Genomic DNA, 23,442 nt, shown 5'->3' on the forward strand with positions numbered 1-23,442 from the left:
AGATGATGAAAAAGATACTAACGGCATGCCTGATGCTGGTTTCGCTACTCGCTTTCGGCAGTGGAAAATATCGGGATAAAATTGCCCTAAGGATATTGTATGTAGGGTATAATCCTGATAAGCCAATGCCCAAAAATGTAGTGTATTATTCAACTACACCCAATATTCTCGAAAAAATATACAAAACCAGAATGCCCGATTTTAAAGCTTTTCTGGAGCAACGCTTTACCGAAGTTAAGGTGGTAGATGTAGCCGATTATAAAGTAGAAATGTCTGAAGGGGTAGATGTAACCTTAATGGACGCCGGCCCGGTGAATATACCAGCAAACTTTAACCGTCCTATGGTTTTAATGCACGCCATGGCACCCAATGTAGGTTTACCTTTAGGATTGAAGTTCGATTGGTACTGCCAGTGTTTGGATAATGAAGCTTTAAATATTAAAACCAGTCACCCCATTTTTAATACCCCAAATGCCGTAAAACTAAGTATGGTAATGAAACCAACCCCGGGTTCTTTTTTTAATGGGCATCAAGCTGCAACAACACCAAAACAAATGAATATGTGGCAGGTGGTAAAACAAGGTTTTTCTTCCAAAGAACCTTATTTAATCGGTATGGTTTCGCATGGTGAAGGTTTTAATGATTCGCCGGATGCTGAATCTATTTCAGGCGGTGTTTGTCTCAAAAATGCAGAGGCAGTAGCACTTGGCCGTCAGGGAAATTATTTTATGTGGGGTTTTGCGGGTTCGCCCGATTTTATGACGGATGAAGCTAAAGATGTTTTTGTAAATAGCATCTGTTACATCAAAAAGTTCGACCGCCAGCCAGCGATGGTTAAAAAAGTACAGATCGAAACCCGTAGCGGGATTGATGAACTGATTTACCGCTTAAACAAAGACCTGTATAACCAGGCCATAGTATCCAGACGCGAAGGGAACCTGCGGATGCTGAAAATGCAGCAGGAATTAAAGGATAAAAAAGCAAAGGGTGAAGATATTGGCCATGGCAATGAAATGTTTTTAAAAATGCCGGTCACCAACGATACACAATCTTTTGAGGACTATGTAAAAGGTTTCGCAGGCGACAGTTTGTTTGCCATTTATGGCACGAATATCAGCCAGTACCACAAATACTACCGTCAGAATTATGAATACTTCTATCCTTCAGGTGTGTATACCCTTCAATTGGATCAGGATGCGCAAAAATTAGGTATTTCTAACCGTAAGGTGGCCCTTTTAGATAAATGCATCAGTTTATTGGAGAGCGGCAAAGACGTGGCGATGGCGCAACGCTTGCTCGAGCGTTATACCACCGAAAAATTTACTACAGCTTCCGATTGGAAAAAATGGCTCAATCAAAACCGCAACAATTTATTTTATACTGAATCCGGCGGGTTCAAATTTATGGTCAACACTTACGGAAAAAGTATTCCTGTGAGCCAGCAACAAAGCTACCAGTTGCCAAAAGCGGTAGTTGGTGGTGAGCCGACCACCGCCGATCCTGTTGCGGTTTCGGCAAGGTTTATTCCCGGCAATGGCAATAAAAAAGACAGTTTATTGATTGAAGCCAAAATTTTAAAAGGCTGGCATATCTATGCTTATGTTTCAAAAGATAACCCATTTATTGTTACCGAAACCAGACTAGAACTTCCGGAAGGTGCTGTAGCCGATCAGGAATGGAAAACCACTGCAGCGGTGCCTTATCCTGGTAGCGATGGCATGTTCATTTTTGAAGGAAAGGCAAATTTTAGGATCATGGTCGATTATAGCAAGGCTAAAGCGGGCACGAAAATCAAATGTGGTTTATACTATCAGGTGTGTGACGAAACCAAATGTTATCCACCAAAAGAAAAAATACTGGAAATACTCATCTAATCAACCTATGCGCCCGGCATGGCCGGTAAAATGGCCTTGCCGTTTTTTAAATCCTTTAACTCAAACTATGAACCCTTTTTTAAGGCTTTGCTTTTTAGCCTCTTTGTGCCTGTTTATACGTATTTCGGCATCGGCACAAACTGTGCTAAGTAAGGCTGATTCCCTGCACAACAAGCTCTCAACAGAAATGATCACTTTACCAGCACCTGGTTTCACTTTAAAAGACCTTGATGGAAATACCGTGTCGTTAAAAGATTTAAAAGGAAAAGTAATTGTACTCGATTTCTGGTCTACCTGGTGTGTCCCCTGCAAAAAATCATTCCCTGCCATGCAGCTGGCCGTTAATGCCTATAAAAATGATCCATCGGTAAAATTCCTGTTTATCCATACCTGGGAAACCACCAAAACACCTGTTGAAGATGTGAAAAAGTACATCGCACAATCTGGCTTTAAATTCACGGTACTCATGGACCTGAAAGATAGTGCCGGGCATAACGCCGCAGTAGAAGCCTATGGCGCAAGTGCTATACCTGCAAAATTTATTATCGATAAAGCAGGGAATATTGTATTTAAACTCACGGGTTTCACCGGAACCGATGCCGCTGCGCTCGAAGAAATTTCTGAGCGGATTAACCTGGCCAAAAATCATCAATAAATGAAAAGATATATGAAGAATGTAGCGTTAGGTTTGGCGCTATTGCTAAGCCTGAATGTTGCTGCCCAGAGAAAACAGGTTGCGAAATTCCAGAAAACCATTGCTGAAGCCGTACAAAAAGCTTATCCGGCCAGTGTACGCATGTGGGGTTTCGATGTGCAACAGAACCAAAGAACCAGCGGTCAGTTTAGCGGGGTAGTGGTGAGCGCCGATGGTTATATCTTAACGGCTGCACATACCATTTTGCCCGGTAAAAATTACAAGGTCTTTTTTCCTGACGGGCGGGAGTGTATTGCACTGGCCTTGGGTAAGATAGAGAACAAAGATACGCCAGGCATACCTGATGTAGGCATGATGAAAATTACCGACAAAGGAACCTGGCCCTTTGCAGAGATGGGCTACTCTGCAAGTTTGGTTAAAAACGAACCCTGTATCAGTATTTCTTATCCCGAAAGTTTAAACCAAACCTTACCAACTTTAAGGTTGGGGCAGGTGGCCGAGGTGAAAAATGAATATGGTTTTATCCGCTCCACCTGCAAAATGGAGCCCGGCGATTCAGGCGGCCCATTGTTTGATTATTACGGTCGCGTAATTGGCCTACACAGTGCCATTGATATTTCTGAAGACATGAACTTTGAAATCCCTGTTGATCTGTACCACCGATATTGGACAGCCTTAAACAAGGAAACCCTTTATACAGCGTTCCCCGAAAAGCTGGATAGTGTTAAAGCAGATCCATTATTTTCGGTTATCAAAAAAGAAAATAAACAAAAAGCATTACATCCGGAGTTTGAGGCACCAAAGGTTAAAAACAGCACCCTTTTGATTAAGAGTGTTTTGAAAGGTAAAGTACAGGAAATAGACGTTACTTTATTGAATGTTAAAACAGCCAATGGCGATGAAAAACAGTTTCTTTTGAGTAAAAATACCATGATTGGTGAAAATGCCCAGTTGTATAATAATGGGTCATCTGCTCCACTTACGTTAATCGCAAGAGATCAAGAAAGTGATCTTATATTATTCCAGATGGGAGAGAAAATAACTGGTGGAGTCGATTTAGATCTTGCTCCAAATGATACCGCCAAAATGGAAATGGGAAGATTTTTATATACCATTGAGCATGATGGTAAAACAATGCGCAGTGTTTTAGGCAGTACGCTATTTAATTTAGCGAAAATTAACAGTCAGCCTTATTTGGGTGCTATGGTGGTGTACAATTCGAGTCCGGTTCAGTTCTCGTTAATCAAAGAGGGGAGTCCGGCAGAAAAAGCAGGTTTAAAAGTTGGCGACGAACTGATCAGTATTAATGGAAAAGCGATTAAAAAGGCAAATGAATTTGCGCCTGAAATACTGAAATATTGGGCAAACGATGAAGTAACTTTCGAGTGGACAAACACAACTGGTAAAATGAGCAAAACATTCAAGCTCGACGGCAGGGGACAATCGGTTTTCAATCACCCGGCAGAGCAATTTGAAGGGGGTAAATCACAAAGAAGAGATGGTTTTAATGCTATATTTACGCACGATGCCGCCATTAAAGCCAATGTCTGTGGATCACCGGTTTTCGATTGGGAAGGCCGTTTTTACGGCATTAATATCGCCAGGTTCAGCCGGACGACCACTGTTGTGGTGCCTAAAAAGACAATTACGGAGTTTATTTTGAAGGTAATTAAATAATCGAGTTTTTTTGCCACGGAGACACGAAGATCACGGAATTAATTCTTTAGCAGTTCCTTCTTCTATTTTTTATTATTCCATTGGTCGGTGTCTCACCGACCAATGCTTAAAATTTCGCCGATGAACATGCTGTCTTTGATATTCATTCACCTGTTTTGTTCCACTGCCTTCAGTTAAATAAACCATATTGTAGCGGCTATCCTTTTTGATGCATTACCAATCATTATACAATTACTGTCACAAAAAGATAGAAGCGGAAAGAAGGACTGCCTAAACCGAAGAGCAATGAGACTGCTTTACTAAGAAAAAGTTATTTATCTGTTTCTAAGCCTTTCATTTTGGAGCGCAGTGGCTGTGCAACTATTTGAGTGGTTCCCGCGCTTCGCTGTATCCCTCCGCTACGCTTCGGGGATGCCACTACGCCCTGGGCTAAATACTCCTTTTCTGCAAGCAATACGCTCTAAAGCCGCCAATGCTTAAATTTTATTTCTATTCTGCATTTAAAAGATTTCTCAGCAAAAGGAGCTCCTTTAAGGCATTGTGGTCGAAATGATGATACTATGGAGGGTTGTTGGCTCCAGTTATTTCTTCAGCAAGGTATCAATCTCCGTATTAAATTCTTTCACAAACTCATCATAAAACCTGCCTGTGGCGGGGCCGTTAAAACCAGTATGGATTTGTGCTACATTACCTTGTTTATCAATGATGATCGTAGTTGGGAAAGATAAAAAAGAATCCAGCGCTGGCAGCGATTCGGATACTACCTGTTTATCGGCTGTGCCTGCAAGAACCTGATCGTACTCGATGCCAAAACGCTCACGGAAACGCGTCATTACTTTTTTTGCATACTCAGGCTCGGTAGAACGTTCGTAATGTAAGGCAATAATTTCTACACCACGTTTTTTATTTGCTTTATACCAGGGTGCAATAAAAGTAGCTTCATCCACACAGTTCGGGCACCAGCTTCCGGTGATGGTTAAAACCACTACCTTGTTCTTGTATTTTTCATCTTTAAGCGAAATCTTCTTGCCGTTTACATCAGGGAAAGAGAAATCAAGCGTCTTATAACCTGTTTTAAGATAAGTCAGTTTATAAGGATCAGGAAGGGCTGCATCTTTGTTTTTGGTTCCGGTAAAAGCCTGACTTCCCCTTGCACCCAAAATTTCGCCAGTTAAAGTACCATCTGCCCGGAAAGTCCCTTTGTAATAGGCAGGAGAGGAGCCAATGAAACTCGATAACTGAAATTCATTTCCTTCCACTATACCTTCGAGATAACGCGAGTCGCCGGTTACGCGTAAAAAAGTACCCGTAAGTTTGTTCCCGGTCTGCTTAAATAAACCCACTGTTTTTTCGTCCTTACCACTTGGCGACTTAAAAACCACATCGTAACTGCCAGAGTAATCTGCGGTTGCAGGTTTGTCTGTAGTTTTAAACCGGTAGTTTTTGCGCTCAGCAACAATAACCAATGGTTTGCCACCTTTATCTTGTTTTCGCAAAGTACCGCTTAATTGGTCACCTTCAATCGCAAAAGCCAGTTCATTATCAAACTGATCGAGTTTTACAAAGAGTGAATCGGCGGTTTGTTTAACCAGACCACCTTCAAAACTTTCTTCCGCATTGCGGAAATATAATTTCTGTTGACCGCTTTTTTCATTGATTTCGAAGTTGAAAGGGATCTCTAGCCCTTCCTTCACTTTTGCTACGCCACGCCAGTTACCCAGGGCAACAAAAGCTTTCGATTTTTTCTCCTTTGGCCTTGCCGCCTGATTATTGGCTAAACTAGCAGGTTCCTGAGCATAAGTAAAGGATGTTGATATGGCCAATAAGGCTGTAAGGATGGATTTTGATTTCATCGGGATTGTGTTAATCGACTAAATTAGTCGACAAATATAGGGATGAAATGATCAAAGAAAAAATATTTCAATAAAAATCTATAAAAACTATAGGATAAATGGAATTAGTTATACCTTTGCAGCAGTTATTTTAAAATACTTATCAAGAAAGGCGGAGGGAATGGCCCTGTGAAGCCTTAGCAACCATCTATTTATTTAGAAATGGTGCTAATTCCATCCCAGACGATTCTGGGGTAGTTAAGTCAGTTGTTTGCATTATCCCTATCAAAAATATATGGAGCACTTCTGATTTAAGGGGTGCTTTTTTTTTGCCCTGATGCAATCTTGACAGGTAAATAATGTTTTAAATAAAAATCATCAAATGAAAAAAACAGACGAGCTGAAATCCCTTTGCGTAAACCCTGATGCATACTTCCGAATGCGCAGGTCCTGTTAAAACTGCTCTAATTTAACAGGCTTTTCCAGGCTTAATTCCCTTTCATTCTTAACGAAGAAACACGGTTTTAGATCGTGCTGGAATGGTATGGCCTAAATTTTATCCTTTAACTAATTATTAATACATACACATGATCAAAATTTTTAAATCAATTGCGTTGATCCTGCTGCTCTTTATTACGCAGCAGCTATTCGCTCAAAATGCCACCATTACCGGAACGGTAAAGTCGGCAGATGGTGAGACACTGCCAGGTGTTTCCATCTTCATAAAAGAGACCAAACAAACTACCATAACGGATGGCAAGGGTGCTTTTAGCATTAGTGCACCAGAAAAGGGTACCCTGGTGTTTTCTTATATCGGTTTTAAAACCCAGGAAATACAGATCAGCAAAAACGGACCGGTTTCGGTGGTCCTGCAATCGAGCGACAATGCGCTTGATGAGGTGGTGGTTACGGCTTTGGGTATATCCAGACAGAAAAAATCTTTAGGTTATGCGGTTCAAGAATTAAAAGGACAGGATTTAGCTGAAGCAAAAGAATCGAACCTAGTTAATGCACTTGCAGGTAAAATTGCCGGTGTACGGGTAACCAATAGTCAGGGGAGTATGGGGTCATCCAGGGTGGTGATCAGGGGTGAAACCTCTATCGCCGGAAATAACCAGCCGCTATTTGTGGTGGATGGTATCCCGGTTGATAACTCTCAGTTAAACTCTGCCGGAGCAAGAGATTATGCCAATACTATTTCGGACATCAATCCTGAAGATATCGAATCCATCAGTGTATTGAAAGGACCCAATGCAGCTGCATTGTATGGTTCGAGGGCGGCAGCAGGGGTGATCCTGATTAAAACCAAAACGGGTAAATCAAAAAAAGGGTTGGGGATCGCTGTTAATTCCAATGCCGTATTGGAAACTTTGCTTACCCTCCCAGTTTATCAAAATGCTTTCGGCCAGGGATCTGAAGGTAGGTTCAGTTATGTAGATGGTGCTGGTAAGGGTTTAAACGACGGGGTAGATGAAAGCTGGGGGCCAAAACTGGATGGAAGATTGATCCCTCAGTTTTATTCGAAAGGGGTAGCAGTTCCCTTTGTGGCGCATCCTGATAACGTACGTGATTTCTTCCAAACCGGATATTCATTGAACAATGGGGTATCTGTTGCCGATGCCGGAGAAAAATACGATTACCGGATTTCTTACAATAACCTGAAACAGGTAGGTATAGTGCCGAACTCTGGTCAGGGCAAAAATTCGTTTGTATTCAATACCTCGTTAAAAATCACACCAAAATTAACCTTAACCGCGAATGCGAATTACAGTAAACTGAATTCAGATAATTTACCGGGTACAGGTGGTTCAAGATCAACCAGTACCATGTTGCAGTTTACCTGGTTCGGGCGTCAGGTAGATATCAACCAGTTGAAAAACTATTTGGACGAAAATGGAAAAACGTTTAACTGGAACAATAGTTACTATAGCAATCCATATTGGGTAGCTTACGAAAATACCGTATCGCAAAACCGCAACCGGATTATTGGAAGTTTAGCGCTGAACTATAAAATTATTGATGGTCTTGATTTCAATTTCAGATCAGGTACGGATTATTATAACGACAGACGTAAAGTGAGGATTGCCTATGGTACCAATGGAACACCATTTGGTTCCTATACCGAAAGTGCTTTTACAGTGAATGAGAACAATACCGATGCAACTTTAAATTTTAACAAACAGCTAAATGAGGATTTCAGTTTAGAATTGTTAGGCGGTGGTAACATCCGTACGCAATCGATAGAGCAGAACGATCAGAGTGCGCCTAAACTGGCCATCGCCGGACTATATACGCTTAAGAACTCCCGCGATCCGCTCATCTCTTCCAATAACCTATCACGTTTAAAATCGTATAGTGTGTATGCCTCCGGACAGATTGGGTTTAGAAACTACCTTTTTGCCAACATTACAGCACGTAACGATTGGTCTTCTACCTTACCGGCACAAAACAGATCTTATTTTTATCCCTCATTTAACGGAAGTTTTGTTGCAACAGAAGCATTTGATATTAAAAGCGAAGCGCTCACTTATTTAAAAATCCGTGGCGGCTGGTCGAAGGTTGGTAAAGATGCCGATCCTTATCGTTTGATTAATACTTACGCATTTGGTGCGCCATTTAATATCAATCCTGACCTACTTAAACTATATCCTGATATTGTTGGTGCAAATCCTCAGTTAAGTCCGGGTGCTATAGATTTAAATCCTAACCTCAAACCAGAGACTACTACATCTACAGAGCTGGGAGTAGAGGCCGTATTTTTTAATAAAAGGTTACGTTTCGATTTAAGTGCCTACAATACCAATAGTTACAATCAGATTTTGGCTGCCGATGTAAGTCAGAGTACTGGTTTCAGCTCTAAATTGCTCAATGCGGGTAAAATCAACAATAAGGGAATTGAAGCACAATTGGGCATAACACCAATTAAAAAAGCCTTTACCTGGGATATCGATTTCAATTTTGCAGCAAACCGGAGCAGGGTAATAGAACTGGATGCTGAAAAATTATTAACCAATTATGTTGTGGCCTCCAGCTCTGCTCAGGTAATCGCCACTGTTGGCCAGCCTTATGGATCACTTTTTGGAACGGCCTTTTTAAGGGATGGAAATGGAAACATTATAGTAAATGCCACGGGAGCACCATCCACAAACCCCAACAAGCAAGTTTTGGGAAAATATACCCCGGATTGGATTGGCGGCGTATACAATACTTTTACGTACAAAGGTTTAAGCTTAGGTGTTTTAGTTGATGCAAGCATTGGTGGGTCTATCTACAACGGTACGTATTCAACTGGTACCTATACTGGTGTGTTGGCTTCTACACTTCCGGGCAGAGCAGCAGAATATGGTGGTATTTCCTACTATTATCCAGGCAATGATAAAACTAAAGGAACAGTAAGGGTAAACGGAACTGCTCCTGCAGGTGTTACCGTTTATGATGACGGGATTATTTTTGATGGGGTAACAGCTGATGGCAAGCCTAATGATAAGATATTGCCTGCTCAACAGTACTACAAAACATTCAGAAATATCGACGAATCAAGCATATTCGATGCCTCTTATGTTAAACTTCGTGAGGTAAAATTAAGCTATAACCTGCCGGCCAAATGGATCCGTCCGCTAAGTTTACAAGGGGTTTCCGTATCGCTTGTTGGCCGTAACCTTTGGATTATCCACCGCAATACGGTAGATATTGATCCGGAGGTGGCCTTTAATACAGGTAACGGACAAGGTTTAGAAAGTTTATCTAACCCAAGTACCCGCAGTTATGGTATCAACCTGAATGTTAAATTTTAATTATCTTCATCATGAAAAATAAAAAATTCTATATACTGGCCATTTTGGCAATTGCATTTTCATCTTGTAATAAAGAGCTTGATGAGGTGAATATTAACCCAAATGCCCCTGAAATTCCACAGCCGGATTATCTATTAACCGGGGCAATTAAAAATACCTCCGATACATATTGGGGTACTACAAATAACCTGAACTCAAGTTTGCTTTTTGTGCAACATTGGGCCAAGGTTCAGTATACAGAAGAAGATCGGTTTATCTTCTCAAACAGTAGTTTTACAGCATTGTGGTCTACAGGATATGCACAGAGTGTCGCTGGCTTAAATAAAATAATAGAACTTGCCGATGCGCAATCTAATCCAAATTATAAAGGTGTAGCGCTTGTGTTAAGATCCTGGGTATTTTTATTGCTTGCCGATGCTTATGGCGATGTGCCATATACCCAGGCAGGAAAAATAAAACAGTTTGTTACACCGGTTTACGACAAGCAAAAGGATGTATATTATGGTATTCTGAATGATTTAAAATCTGCCCAGAGTGTTTTAGATCCCGCTGCTGGTGCAGCACGTATTTCTGGTGATATTATGTATGGTGGCAACATTACCCACTGGAAAGAATTTGCCAATTCGCTGCGTTTACGTATTGCTTTGCGCATTGCGGATAAAGAGCCCACAAAATCGAAAGCAGTAATTGATGAGATTAAGACCGAAGGCGGCAATTATATTGGTAGTAACGCATTTAATGCACAGCTTGTTTACCAGGCATCACCGCAACAGAATCCGGTAGCGGCTTCTTTCGAAACCCGAAACGATTACAGGATCAGCAAAACTATCGTGGATAAACTTTTTGCCCTTAAGGATCCGAGACTTCCGGTATATGCAAGTAAAACTGAAAATGTAACCCCGCAAAATTATGTAGGTATTCCAAACGGTTCTACCAACTCTGAAGCGAGCGCAATAGGTTTGGCAAACTCTTCAAAACCAGGTGCATATTTTTTAAATCCACTTGCGCCGGCAGTAATTTTAAGTTATGCGGAAGTGCTTTTTGATCGCGCAGAGGCAGCAGCAAGAGGCTTTACCACTGAAAACGCTGAGGATCTCTATAAACAGGCGATCAGGGCGTCGTTTAGTCAATATGCTTTAACTGGAAGTGATGTTGATAATTATATTAACCAGGCCGCAGTGCAATATGACCCAGGCAATTATAAAAAATCAATCGGTGAGCAAAAATGGATTGCCCTATTTGGGCAAGGTTTAGAAGCCTGGGCAGAGCAAAGAAGGTTAGATTATCCGCAGTTAACCGCTTCCGTAAATACCGTGCTTAACGGTAAAATTCCCGTGCGTTTTATTTACCCAGGTACCGAGCAATCATTAAACGGACAGAATTATAAAAATGCCGTGAGCAGCCAGGGTGCTGATTTATTAACCACCAAACTTTGGTTTGATGCTTTTTAATCGAGCAGTAGTGACAGATGTTGCCATCTGACACAGTGCTATGATCAACTACTATTAAACAAAAAACGTCCCGATATAAAACCGAGACGTTTTTTGTTTTTTACCATCAAAGAAAAAGGTAAACCTCTTCAGGTTTCTTTCTTCTAATTGGTATTCATCTCGCTAAATCTTCAGCGGCATTGCTAGCCCTGGTTTGCAAATCCTCTGCATAACCTTTCGCTTTATCTGCCCATTGCGGTGCTTTATCCATTAATTCATCAACAATTGATTGTCCGGTAATTGGATCTTTCTTGGTGATATATTTTACGCCTGCATATACAGCGGCGCCAATAATTGCTGTTTTTAAAATTCCCATGTTCTTTTCTTTTTTTAGTTAAACATTGTGAGACCGTTAAAAGTTTTAGACGATTTGTAAGGCTGGTTGTTACAACAGGTCGCTTGCTGTCAAATGTTTCCATCTGACAGATTCAACATACGCTACAAATGGAAATGCAAAAACAACTGGAATTTAATAGCAGCAGATGGTAACATCTGCCGCCACAATACAATTGGCGGAAAATTACAACCCATTTTACCCTGTCCATTTCAGTCTGCTATCTTCCCATTTCAAACCTGATTATGTCCGGCCAGACAATTTTTCGCTGCCTGAACGGCACTTTTTGGAATAGTTTTGCGCAATAAAAAGAGATATAAAATGAAAACAACCAGAATTTTAGGGCTGATAAATTTTGTAATGATTACCGCCCTTTCCATTACTGCCATTGCCGCCATGTATCATTATAGAAAATCCGCTGGCACATCACGTGAAACATAAGCGGGAAGCGTCATTACATTATAGTACCAGATGAGTACGGCAAAAAGAAAAGTCACTGTAGAATCGATCAGGGCCTCGTATGGGTTAAACCGGTGTTCGACAATTTTGGGTACAGAAGTGAGTATGCCCAGGAAAATGAACTCAGCCATATTACTTTGTGCGAAATCTTAAAGGTTTTCTTTTTCATGCCGGACCAAATATAATATAAATTTGGTCCTGTCAGATGTTACCGTCTCACACTGAATCCAATCTTTTATGTTTTTACCACAGAAACACGGAAACCACAGAAAATGCCTCAGTGTTTATCTATATTTTAATTCACCAGATTATTTAGACTGCATCAGAAATACTTTGACCCCGCTCAAGATGATGAAATGAGCTGGAGAATTACCTACAGAATATCCCGTGTTAATCCATGTCTACGTGGTTAATTTCAACAACAACGTATCGTACATCTGTAAAAATTTTATACATAATCACTATTAAATTTATATATTTCGGGCAAATTAACCTCAGGTAAATCGATTAAACCAAATATTACTGCATGAATAAAGAAAAGCTGTTCAATGAAATCAAGGAGTTGAGCATCATCAATTCTTTCTCGAAACACGAACAGCTTGTACAGGGAATCATCAATGGCTTAAACCATAAACTGATTGCTAAGGGAGATATTCTGCCTTCGGTAAACGAGATGATGCGGGAAACAGGTTTTGCCAAAGAAACTATAGGTAAGGCTTATAAAGATTTGATTAGTAGGGGGATACTGGAATCTAAAAATAGGATGGGCTATTTTGTAGCCACCGATGATACCGAACAACATCTTAAGGTTTGTTTATTAATTTATGCCTTTGATACTTTCCAGGAAACCTTTTACCAGAATTTCCGGGACCATTTAGGGGAGAACATTCAGGTTGATGTGTATTTCCATCACAATAATTTTAGTGTTTTCGAATCGATCATCAACAGCAACAAAGGCCAGTACGGTTTATATGTGATTGCACCGATAGAAAGCGATTCGGCCAAAGAAGTATTGGAACAGTTGCCAAAAGAAAAACTACTGATTGTAGATCGGTACGTAGAGCTAAAAGGCGATTATTCTTATATCGTTCAGGAATTTAAAAAGGCATCTTACAATGCGTTTTTACAATTGGCGCCCAGGATTAAAGAATTCTCAGAATTTGTGTTTTTTTTTAAACCTTCATCTGCCGAGCCCAATGAAGTATTGCTTTCTTTCAAGCGTTTTGTAAAAGAATTTAAGATCAACGGCGTAATCAGGAACAGTTATGAACCTGGGAGTATCGCACCGGATAAGGTCTATTTCACCATTCATAACCTCGAGCTTTGGGAAATGTTAAAGGATACCAAGGTGAAAGGATTAAAAGTAGGTAAGGATTTGGGAATCCTTTCGCATAATGATGATAACGTAAAGGAAATTATTTTTGATGGAATCACCACTTTTTCGATCGATTTTGCGCAAATGGGCCGTTTGGCTGCTGAGTTTGTACTGAGCTTAAAACCGATTAAGCATGTCATGGAAAATAAACTGATCAGACGAAATTCACTTTAACACCATCGAGTGGGCACAACGGCAATCATCAGCTTTATTTTGTTTACGGTACTCGCCGCAACAATTTCTTATTTTAAAACCCGTAAAACGCAGAGATCAACCATCAGTGGTTTTTTCTTCGCCAACAGGACCAATGGTTTTATCATCATTGGGGCTTCATTGTTTTTTAGCAACATCAGCGCCAACCAGTTTATCGGCGAAAATGAGTCGGTTTACATCAATAATATGTCAGTAATCGGGTGGGGAATTTCCTCTATACTCGCTATGATTATTGTGTCTGAGTTTTTTATTCCCATTTATTTCAAAACCGGTATCCGCACCATCCCCGATTTTCTGGAGAAACGTTATGATAAACAGACTAAAACCCTGGTTTCTGTTGTTTTTCTGTTTAGTTATATCATCAATCTGCTGCCATCGGTATTATACGGCGGAGCGGTGGCCTTTAGCAATCTGATCGATCTTTCAGGTTTCCATCTTTCTTATTGGGAAAGCATCTGGATATTTGTGTGGATTATGGGCTTAATTGGGTCAGTTTATACGATTTTGGGTGGCTTTAAAGCGATAACGATATCCGATACGGTTTTGAGTGCAGGGATGTTGATCTTAATTATTGCCTTACCGTATTACGGCTTACGGTTTTTAGGTCATGGCGATTTTTTTAGCGGGCTCTCTACCGTACTTTCGACCAAAAAAGAGCACTTAAACTCCATTGGCAACAGCCATGATGCTGTTCCTTTTTCTACGCTGTTTACGGGGATGCTGATTGTTAACCTCTATTATTGGGGAATGGAGCAGTACATTGTTCAACAGGTATTGGCCGCTAAAAGTCTGGAAGAAGGTCAGAAGGGTATTGCCTTAACCTGTTTTGCAAAACTGCTATGTCCCTTGTTGATCAATATCCCCGGTTTAATTGCAGTGCATTTGTACCCGGTTTTAACCAATACCAATCAGGTATTTCCTTTATTGATCAAAGATGTACTGCCACCGCTGTTGATGGGTTTATCGGCCTGCGTACTTTTCGGTGCGGCCATTACCACCTTTAACGCTGGTCTTAACAGTTCGAGCACTTTGTTTCTCCTCAATTTATACAAGCCTTTTATGGAGAAGAAAGGGAAAGTATTATCAGATAAAAGTTTATTGCGAACAGGGCGCTTATTCCAGATTTCGGTATCGTTGTTTGCCATGGCATTCGCACCCTTTATCATATTTTCGAAGAATGGCTTTTATGAATACCTGCAAAAAATAAGTGCGATATTTAGCCTCCCCATTTTTACGATTATTTTTCTGGGCTTTATTACCAAAAAAATGCCGCCGATAGCAGCCAAAATCGGGATGATTTTCTTTATTTCCTGTTATGTACTTAGCGAATGGGTTTTTACCATTCATCTTCATTATCTGCATACTTTGGCCATCATTTTTTTAATCACGATTGTATTGATGCTGATCATTTCGAAAATGTACCCCAATCAAACGCCTTACACATTGGTGTTGGATAATAAAATAGAAATTATCCCCTGGCGCCGCAGGCACTACTACCATGTGTTCTTGATTTCGTTGATGGCACTCGTATTCTTCATTTTTTCATCCTATATACTCGCATAGCCAGATTTTTTATTCTCAGACGTTTTATTTAAGAAACTTGGAATATTGATTTTTTTGTTTATCATTGTACTTGAGAATAGTAGGATAGGATAGGATAGGTTAAAATATCGCATTTACTTGCGTTCCAGCGTTTTGTTTCCTTTTAAAAAAGGGCATAAAGGTAAAGAAGATGCTATGATCGTTTATCCTAACTAGATTCCGTTAACCAAATAAATCCCAAATTATGAGAAATTTTACAACTTATTGTGCAGCAATGCAAACCCCTCCTTCAATTGCTAAAGGATGGCCGGCAGGTTTACAAAATCTTAAAAGAGGTTAATTCCCGTCGATCTACATCTATCTACAATTTTTTAATTCATCATTTAAAAGCTTATTAGCAAATGAAGCAATTATTTTTGTTTTGTAGACACCTGTCGGTGTCTGGCAGGGTAAAAAATGCAATGGTATTGACAGGTTCGATACTTGTATTTTTCCTGATTTTTATGCCTGTAAAAGGTTATTCCCAAGCGGGAAAGAAAACGATTACGGGTAAGGTTACGGATACGTTGGGGGCAGGGCTTCCCGGTGTAACTGTAGCCGTAGTGAATAAGGTTAATGTGGGCACACAGACCGACAATAACGGAAAGTTTGTACTTGACGTGGCTCCTGGCGAAATATTAAGATTTTCTTATGTAGGATACAGGGAGCAAAGGGCAACTGTTGGTGCTGCTAATGTGCTAAACATCAGGTTAACTGAAGAAAACATGCTCTCAGAAGAGGTGGTTATTACCGCTTTGGGGCAGAAACAACGTAAAGAAGCTTTGGTGGGTTCAGTTACCACGGTAAAAGTTGGTAATCTTAAAATACCCTCAAGCAATTTAACCAATGCACTTTCTGGTCAGATTGCGGGCGTAATCGGTTATCAGCGTAGCGGACAGCCTGGACAGGACAACTCTCAATTTTTTATCCGCGGGGTCACAACTTTCGGTTATAAAAGAGATCCATTGATTTTAATTGATAACGTAGAGCTGACGAGTTCAGATCTGGCCCGCCTTCAGGTGGATGATATAGAAAGTTTTTCGATCCTGAAAGATGCCAGTGCAACAGCACTTTATGGTGCAAGGGGTGCGAATGGGGTAATTTTGGTAGCGACCAAATCTGGTAAAGAAGGCAAGGCTAAGATTAGTTTCCGCCTGGAGAACTCCTCTTCTCAGTCTACCCAGAATTTAGAACTCGCCGATCCGATAACTTATATGAGGCTCTTTAACGAGGCGGCGATTGGAAGGGGAATGGATCCTAAATTTACCCCAAACCAGATTATCAATACGCAGGCAACAGTAAATAAAAGTCCGGGTTATAACGAATATGTGTACCCGGCGGTTGATTGGTTAGGCTTATTATTTAAAAAACGAACCAGTACACAGCGGGCGAATTTGGGCATTAGTGGTGGTGGTGGTGTAGCACGTTATTATATTGCAGGCTCTTATAATCTGGATAACGGCGTGTTGAATCAAGATGAGCGGAACAACAACGATAACAATGTAAAGTTCCGCAACTATCAGTTGCGCTCCAATATAAATATAGACCTGGGAAAGACTACAGAACTGGTGATCCGTTTGGCAGGGAATTTTAGCGAATACAATGGCCCTTTGGCTACTGATGGTGGCTTTTCAACTGATTTGTATAATATAGCGATGCACACCAGTCCGGTTGCTTTTCCGGCATATTATCCTGCTGATGCGGCGAACCAGAACGCACAACATATTCTTTTTGGAAATACTGGCGGATCTGGTGTAAACAGTATTTTAGATAACAACCCTTATGCGGCTTTATTGCGTGGGCATAAAAACTCATCAGAATCGCGGATGTCGGCCCAGTTAGAACTGAACCAAAAACTGGATTTCTTTACCCAGGGACTGTCATTCAAATCGATTTTTAGTACCAATCGTTATTCATATTTCGATTCGTCAATGGCTTATTCGCCATTTTATTACAATATCAGTTCGTATGATAAGCAGAGCAATACCTATGTATTAAACTGGTTAAATTCTTCGGTAACAGGTAATCCGCCTAATATCGCGCAGGAGTATTTAAGTTATTATCCTGGCGACCCTAATATTAGTACTTTCCTTTATGGACAGGCATCGGTAAATTACGACAGGACCTTTGGCGAAAAGCACAGCATTAGTGGAACGTTAATTGGTACGGCACAGCAGAATCTGTATAGCAATGTTAAAGATCCGGTTACCAAGGAGCGCACACTTCAGTATTCACTTCCTTACCGAAATTTGGGGCTGGCTGGACGTTTAACTTATTCGTATAAAAGCCGTTACTTTTTAGAGACCAATTTTGGATACAATGGATCAGAAAGGTTTTCAGAAAACCACAGGTTTGGTTTTTTTCCAACCATTGGCGCTGGATGGGTGGTTTCGAACGAAAAATTCTGGACTGGCGGAATTGCCAATGTGGTTAACCGATTAAAATTGAGGGGAAGTTACGGTATTGTAGGTAATGATGCTATTGGTGCACAACGGTTTTTCTATATTTCAGATGTTAACTTAAACGGAGGTGGGAATTATGCCGCTTTTGGCTTTAACAGCTTTTCTAGCCGTAATGGAGTATTCGTTAAAAACTACGAAAACAGGGATGTTACCTGGGAAACCTCAAGACAGACCAATTTAGCATTGGAAGCTACGCTATTTAAAAATATGAATCTCGTTGCGGAAGTGTATAATAATTACCGGTATAATATTTATATGAGCCGGGCCAACCTCCCTACCACACTCGGACTTGAGTCTGGCGTAGGTGCTAATGTTGGTGAGGCAAAATCAAGGGGAATTGATTTATCGCTAGATTATAAATTTAATGTAAATGCTTTTTCTTTTGCAGTGCGATCTAACCTAACTTTTGCGAAAAACAAATATATTAATTATGAAGAGCCACAGTGGGCGGAAGCATACCGTTACACCACAGGACAAGCCATTAACCGTAACTTTGGCTACATCGCCGAACGTTTATTTGTTGATGACAAAGAAGTACAGAATTCGCCCACACAGATATTTTCCGCAAACGGAAAACCACCCAGAGCAGGCGATATTAAATACCGCGATTTAAATAATGATGGTAGAATTGATGATGCAGATAAAGCATTTATCGGCTACCCACAATCGCCAGAGGTGGTGTATGGTTTTGGTTTCAGTTCATCTTATAAAGGATTTGATCTTTCGGCCTTTTTTACCGGACAGGATAGAATGACCTTCTTTATCGATCCAACTAAGGTGAGTCCTTTCGTACCCAGTAACCAGGATTATATCTATGGTAATACCCAATTATTGAAAGATTTTGCTGACAACCATTGGTCGCCCGAAAACCAGAACCTGTATGCGCTTTATCCCAGATTGGCGGTGAATTCGGTCGATTTACAAAATAATGCACAAACCAGCACCTGGTGGATGAGAAACGGACGTTTAATGCGACTGAAATCGCTTGAGCTTGGCTACACGCTACCTAAGCGCATGTCTAACAAGATTAAATTAAACTCTTGCAGGATTTATTTTAATGGATTAAACCTGCTTACCTGGAGCCCTTTTAAATTATGGGATCCGGAACAGGGCGGAAACGGTTTTGCTTATCCAATACAAAAGGTATTCAATGTTGGTCTTAACGTAACATTATAATGAAAACAATAAAAACTTATTTCACATACAGTTGCATATTTTTAATGATTTGCGGTTTTGCGTCCTGTAAAAAATATCTTGATGTAACACCTGATGACATCGGTACATTAGACTATGCCTTTAGAAACAGAAATGAGGCCGAAAACTATTTGTATTCTTGCTATGCTTATTTGCAGCGCATGAACGATATGGCCACAAACCCGGGTTTTACGACTTCTTCCGAATTGATTTATTCGAATACCCTGGATAATTTCCAAGGCTTTAACCCAACTGGCTTTAACCTTTTAAGGGGAACACAAACCGCTGCCAAACCGGGTTTAAATACCTGGGATGGAGAGGAGGGAAGTTACAGTCTTTGGCGTTCCATCAGAATCTGTAACATCATGCTCGAAAATATTGATAAACCTATCGATCTGGGGGCAGCGGAAAAGAAACGCTGGATAGCGGAAACCAAATTTCTAAAAGCTTATTATCATTATGTGCTTTTCAAAATGTATGGGCCGATTCCACTGGTAAAAACAAACCTGGCCATTAACAGTACCACAGATGAAGTGCGTGTTAAAAGGGCACCAGTGGATGAAACAGTAGATTATATCGTTTCCTTATTAGATGAAGCCGCTGCCGATCTTCCACCGGAAATTACCAGCCAGGCAACAGAGCTGGGTAGGGTAACCAGTGTTATTGCATTATCAGTTAAGGCAGATGTTTTGGCAACAGCTGCAAGTCCGCTTTTTAATGGTAATCCTGATTATGTTAGCTTTAGAGATAAAGATGGACTGAGCCTGTTCCCGGCTGCCTATAATGCCCAAAAATGGCAAAAAGCGGCTGATGCCGCGAAAATCGCGATAACAGCTGCCGAAGCACAGGGCATTAAGCTTTACACCTTCAATTCACCTTCAACCGTGGGTAAATTATCCGATTCGATTAAAAGAGAATTGGATGTACAGAACGCGGTGGCGGAAAAGTGGGAACTTAATCCAGAAATTATCTGGGCTTCAAATCCCGAATTTAACTATCAGGGCTTTTCGACACCGAGACTTACCGCGAATTCGGCAGTAAACAATTTCTCTAACCCTTCTACTTTCTCTGCACCTATAAGTACTCAGGAGCTTTTTTATACCGTTAACGGTGTACCTATTAGTGAAGATAAAACCTGGGATTACGCAGGCAGGAATACAATAAAAGCAGGTGATAATGCCAGTCGCTACTACATCCAACAAGGTTACGAAACCATTAAAGGGCATTTTGCGCGGGAAAGCCGTTTTTATGCCGATGTCGCTTTTGATGGCGGGATCTGGTTCGGAAATGGAAGGAATAATCAGGACGACCCTGGCAAACCCCTTTATTATGTTTCGGCAAGAGGAAATGGATTTGCCGCACCAAGTGATAATATCAGACTAAATATTACTGGTTATTGGCCAAAAAAACTGGTGAGCTACGCTTCTGTATATGATGATGGTTTCCAGCCATCGCCATTCCGTTTGCCTTTAATCAGACTGGCCGGTTTGTATCTGTTGTATGCGGAAGCCCTAAATGAGGTAAATGGCCCAACTGCTGAGGTATTTACTTATTTAGATAAGGTTAGGCAAAGGGCAGGTTTGCAGGGGGTACAGGCCTCATGGACCAATTTCGCTAAAAATCCGAATAAATTTAATACCAAGGATGGTTTAAGACAGATTATTCATCAGGAAAGAAGGATTGAACTGTGTTTTGAGGGCCAGAGTGGCTGGGATTTAAGAAGATGGAAAGAGCTTCAGGCGGTTTTAAGCAATCCGATACAAGGCTGGAGTATCAATAACGCAGAGGCAGTGAATTACTACCGACCAACTACTCAATTTATCCCAGTATTTGGTTTAAAAGATTATTTATGGCCGATTAGAAGTTCTGATCTGGTGGTCAATCCAAACTTAGTTCAAAACCCTTATTGGTAGTTTAAAATATTTAAAGACATGAAAAATATTAAAAATAGTATTTACCTGCTTTTTATCGTTTCTGTTTTAGCGGGCATCACTGCCTGCGAAAAAATGGATAGCTATAATGATCCTGCTTCTTCGGATATGACCAAGCCAGGAGTAGTAAGCAATATTAAAGTTGATAACTTTAGCGGTGGCGCCTATATTACCTATTCTTTGCCTAATTCCAAAAACCTTTTGTATGTACTGGCACAGTATAAAATAAACGGTGTAACTACCCGCGAAACAAAATCGAGCTATTATTCTGATTCAATTATGGTTGATGGTTTTGCCAAAAAGCAAGGTTATGATGTTACCTTGTATGCCGTAAGCAGAGCAGAAGTTAAATCAGATCCTGTTGTGGTAAGGGTTAATCCTGATACCCCACCTTACCTGCTGGCAAAGCCGACCATAAACGCCGATGCGGATTTTGGCGGTATAAAAATTACCGGTACAAATCCTTCAAAAAATAATCTTGGGGTTATTCTTCTGAGTGTAGGTGATAACAATACTTCAGATGTAATCGATCAGCATTATGGCAAATCGGATGTGATTAATTATTCGGTAAGGGGTTACCCACCGGTAGCGAAGAAAATCGGTTTTTATGTGACCGATAATTTTGGAAATATCTCTGATACGACCTTTAAAACCATTACGCCATTTTTTGAAACGTTGTTAGATAGAGGTAAGTTTTTTCAGTACAGGCTTCCATCTGATGGTGTAATTGCATACGGATGGGATTTACCATATTTATGGGATGGAAAAACAGACGGAAGTTCTAATGGATGGCACACAGCCCCCGGTGGCGCTATGCCCGCCATCGCAACATTTGGTTTAGGTGTCAGCGCAAAATTAAGCCGTTTCGTACTATGGGAAAGACCTGATGGAAGCGACAAATTTGCTTATGGACATGGAAACCCTAAAGTGTTTTCAGTATGGGGTTCTGATGTGGCCGTTCCACGCGATGCTCAGCTTCCAATGTCGGCACCAGAAGGCACTATAATAGGCGACTGGATCAATATGGGCAACTATAATTATCCAAATCCCCCATCAGGAGCAACTCCAGTAGCGCACACCACTGCCGATAACGATTTTGTAAAAGCTGGGGTAAGTTTCAACTTCCCGTTAACCAATCCGAAAGTGCGTTATGTTCGCTTGTCGGTAAGCACCACATGGTCTAACGGTACATTTGCCCATGCCATGGAAATGGCCCTTTACGGCGACCCGAGGTAGTTAATAATTGATATAAAAAGATAAATTTTCATATTATGAAAAGTATATATAAAATTAGCGGTCTGCTATTGCTGTTGGTAACCATAGTGATCAGCTGTACCAAAGATGATCTTGCCTTTAAAGATTTTTTAAAAGATGGCGAGATTGTTTACCCAGGCCGTGTATCCAACATCATCACTAAACCGGGAAATTTGCGCACAGGTTTGTGGTGGAATCCAAGTCCCGATCCAAGTATCAGTAAATATGTCGTGTACTGGAACAATAATGCAGATTCTGTTGTCGTAAATTCAAGTACCCATAATCCGCTCGACACTATAAAAGTAACGATCCCGAACCTTAAAGAATATACGTATACTTTTACGGTATATTCTTACGATTCGCAGGGGCATAAATCGATCCCGATAGAGGCCAGAAATGTGCGGGTTTTTGGTCCCCTGTATCAATCAGGCTTGCTAAACAGACCTTATAATGCAACAAACCCGTATGTGGTAAACAGTAATGGATCGGTGCAATTAAATTTTAAGACACCCGATACCATTAATGTAAATACGACTATTAGATATACCACAACTGCTGGTGTAAGTGTAGATAAGATTCTTTTACCAGCCGATACAGCCATTACGCTCGCTGATTATAAAGCAGGAACAGATATTACCTATAAATCGGCCTATATTCCTGGTAAAGGATCTTTGGATGTATTTTCAGTAACAGATTTTTCTACCTTTCCTAAAATTTTTACTTACGTACTTTGCGACCGCTCACTTTTTACCGAAGTACACTTACCCGGAGATGTACCTACCTATGAGTCGGGCACCAGTATCAGCAAGCTTTGGGACGGAAGTGTTGGCCCACAGGGTTACCCGAATATTTTTCACAGTGCGGGCAATAGTGGTATGCCACATGTCTTAACCTTTGATCTGGGTAAGGTTTACACCAACCTCTCGCGTATAGAAGAAACCGGAAGGGATTGTTGTAACAATCCTGATCGTTTTGAGGTTTGGGGAACAGCCGATTTAACCAATGCCACGACCTCTTTACCGGCCAGTGATAATGGCTGGCCAGCAGAAGCCACCAGTAAAGGATGGACACTTTTAAAAGAGGTAATCCGGTCTGACGATGGAAAAAATGCAATAACAGCAGAACTGGATAATGGAGGAAAAGCGATTCGTTATATTCGAATCAGGATTAAACATGTAACTACAGGCGATGGCAATTATAGCAATATGAGCGAAATCAGGTTCTGGGACAAACAATAATCTTTTTACACACCTGAGTTCGATTAATCATTAATTTCGTTTAATCGAACCCAGGTAATTTCACAAATACAATGCGGGC

14 protein-coding genes and 1 riboswitch are annotated in these 23,442 nt (G+C 40.7%); of the genes, 11 read left to right on the forward strand and 3 right to left on the reverse strand.

Annotated elements, in window-relative coordinates:
* Positions 1-5: 5 nt before the first annotated feature.
* From AC04Q1_RS00805 to AC04Q1_RS00815, 3 genes are all read left to right on the forward strand, one after another.
* A complete protein-coding gene (locus AC04Q1_RS00805; protein ID WP_478360901.1) occupies positions 6-1,874 on the forward strand; it encodes a protein-disulfide reductase DsbD domain-containing protein in 1,869 nt (622 codons plus the stop codon).
* A gap of 67 nt (positions 1,875-1,941) precedes the next feature.
* A complete protein-coding gene (locus AC04Q1_RS00810) occupies positions 1,942-2,529 on the forward strand; it encodes a TlpA family protein disulfide reductase (protein WP_478360903.1) in 588 nt (195 codons plus the stop codon).
* Positions 2,530-4,206: a trypsin-like peptidase domain-containing protein gene (locus tag AC04Q1_RS00815; RefSeq protein ID WP_478360905.1), complete on the forward strand. Its 1,677-nt coding sequence runs from the start codon at positions 2,530-2,532 to the stop codon at positions 4,204-4,206.
* 581 nt (positions 4,207-4,787) lie between these two features.
* On the opposite strand, the gene AC04Q1_RS00820 is transcribed toward AC04Q1_RS00815, so the two are convergent.
* Positions 4,788-6,059, reverse strand: a complete 1,272-nt coding sequence (locus AC04Q1_RS00820; protein ID WP_478360907.1) for a peroxiredoxin family protein — start codon at positions 6,057-6,059, stop codon at positions 4,788-4,790.
* Positions 6,060-6,195: 136 nt separating this feature from the next.
* Positions 6,196-6,303, forward strand: a riboswitch (SAM riboswitch).
* 322 nt (positions 6,304-6,625) lie between these two features.
* Between AC04Q1_RS00820 and AC04Q1_RS00825 the strand changes: the two genes are divergently transcribed.
* Both AC04Q1_RS00825 and AC04Q1_RS00830 read left to right on the forward strand, forming a co-directional pair.
* Positions 6,626-9,832 carry a SusC/RagA family TonB-linked outer membrane protein gene (locus tag AC04Q1_RS00825; RefSeq protein WP_478360909.1) on the forward strand — a complete coding sequence of 1,069 codons (3,207 nt, stop codon included), beginning with the start codon at positions 6,626-6,628 and terminating at the stop codon, positions 9,830-9,832.
* An 11-nt stretch (positions 9,833-9,843) separates the two neighbouring features.
* Positions 9,844-11,283, forward strand: a complete 1,440-nt coding sequence (locus AC04Q1_RS00830) for a SusD/RagB family nutrient-binding outer membrane lipoprotein (RefSeq protein WP_478360911.1) — start codon at positions 9,844-9,846, stop codon at positions 11,281-11,283.
* A gap of 154 nt (positions 11,284-11,437) precedes the next feature.
* Here the strand turns inward: AC04Q1_RS00830 and AC04Q1_RS00835 are convergent, their stop codons facing one another.
* Together AC04Q1_RS00835 and AC04Q1_RS00840 are read right to left on the reverse strand one after the other, a co-directional pair.
* Positions 11,438-11,638, reverse strand: coding sequence for a YtxH domain-containing protein (locus AC04Q1_RS00835; RefSeq protein WP_478360913.1), 201 nt, complete (start codon positions 11,636-11,638; stop codon positions 11,438-11,440).
* A gap of 422 nt (positions 11,639-12,060) precedes the next feature.
* The gene (locus AC04Q1_RS00840) at positions 12,061-12,246 is read right to left on the reverse strand and encodes a hypothetical protein (RefSeq protein WP_478360915.1); all 186 of its coding nucleotides are present in this window, start codon (positions 12,244-12,246) and stop codon (positions 12,061-12,063) included.
* Between the two features lie 395 nt (positions 12,247-12,641).
* Here AC04Q1_RS00840 and AC04Q1_RS00845 point away from each other — a divergent pair, with 395 nt between their 5' ends.
* The 6 genes from AC04Q1_RS00845 to AC04Q1_RS00870 all read left to right on the forward strand — a co-directional run bounded on the left by AC04Q1_RS00845 (position 12,642) and on the right by AC04Q1_RS00870 (position 23,363).
* Positions 12,642-13,664: a GntR family transcriptional regulator gene (locus AC04Q1_RS00845; RefSeq protein ID WP_478360917.1), complete on the forward strand. Its 1,023-nt coding sequence runs from the start codon at positions 12,642-12,644 to the stop codon at positions 13,662-13,664.
* A gap of 9 nt (positions 13,665-13,673) precedes the next feature.
* The gene (locus AC04Q1_RS00850) at positions 13,674-15,266 is read left to right on the forward strand and encodes a solute:sodium symporter family transporter (RefSeq protein ID WP_478360919.1); all 1,593 of its coding nucleotides are present in this window, start codon (positions 13,674-13,676) and stop codon (positions 15,264-15,266) included.
* A gap of 380 nt (positions 15,267-15,646) precedes the next feature.
* Positions 15,647-18,922, forward strand: a complete 3,276-nt coding sequence (locus AC04Q1_RS00855; protein ID WP_478360921.1) for a SusC/RagA family TonB-linked outer membrane protein — start codon at positions 15,647-15,649, stop codon at positions 18,920-18,922.
* On the forward strand, positions 18,922-20,853 hold the full coding sequence (locus tag AC04Q1_RS00860; RefSeq protein ID WP_478360922.1) for a RagB/SusD family nutrient uptake outer membrane protein: 1,932 nt from the start codon (positions 18,922-18,924) through the stop codon (positions 20,851-20,853). The genes AC04Q1_RS00855 and AC04Q1_RS00860 overlap by 1 nt, the downstream gene beginning before the upstream one ends.
* An 18-nt stretch (positions 20,854-20,871) precedes the next feature.
* Positions 20,872-22,107, forward strand: coding sequence for a DUF5000 domain-containing lipoprotein (locus AC04Q1_RS00865; RefSeq protein WP_478360924.1), 1,236 nt, complete (start codon positions 20,872-20,874; stop codon positions 22,105-22,107).
* Positions 22,108-22,142: 35 nt separating this feature from the next.
* Positions 22,143-23,363, forward strand: coding sequence for a DUF4998 domain-containing protein (locus tag AC04Q1_RS00870; RefSeq protein ID WP_478360926.1), 1,221 nt, complete (start codon positions 22,143-22,145; stop codon positions 23,361-23,363).
* Positions 23,364-23,442 lie beyond the last annotated feature (79 nt).

The organism is Pedobacter humicola, from assembly GCF_056490705.1.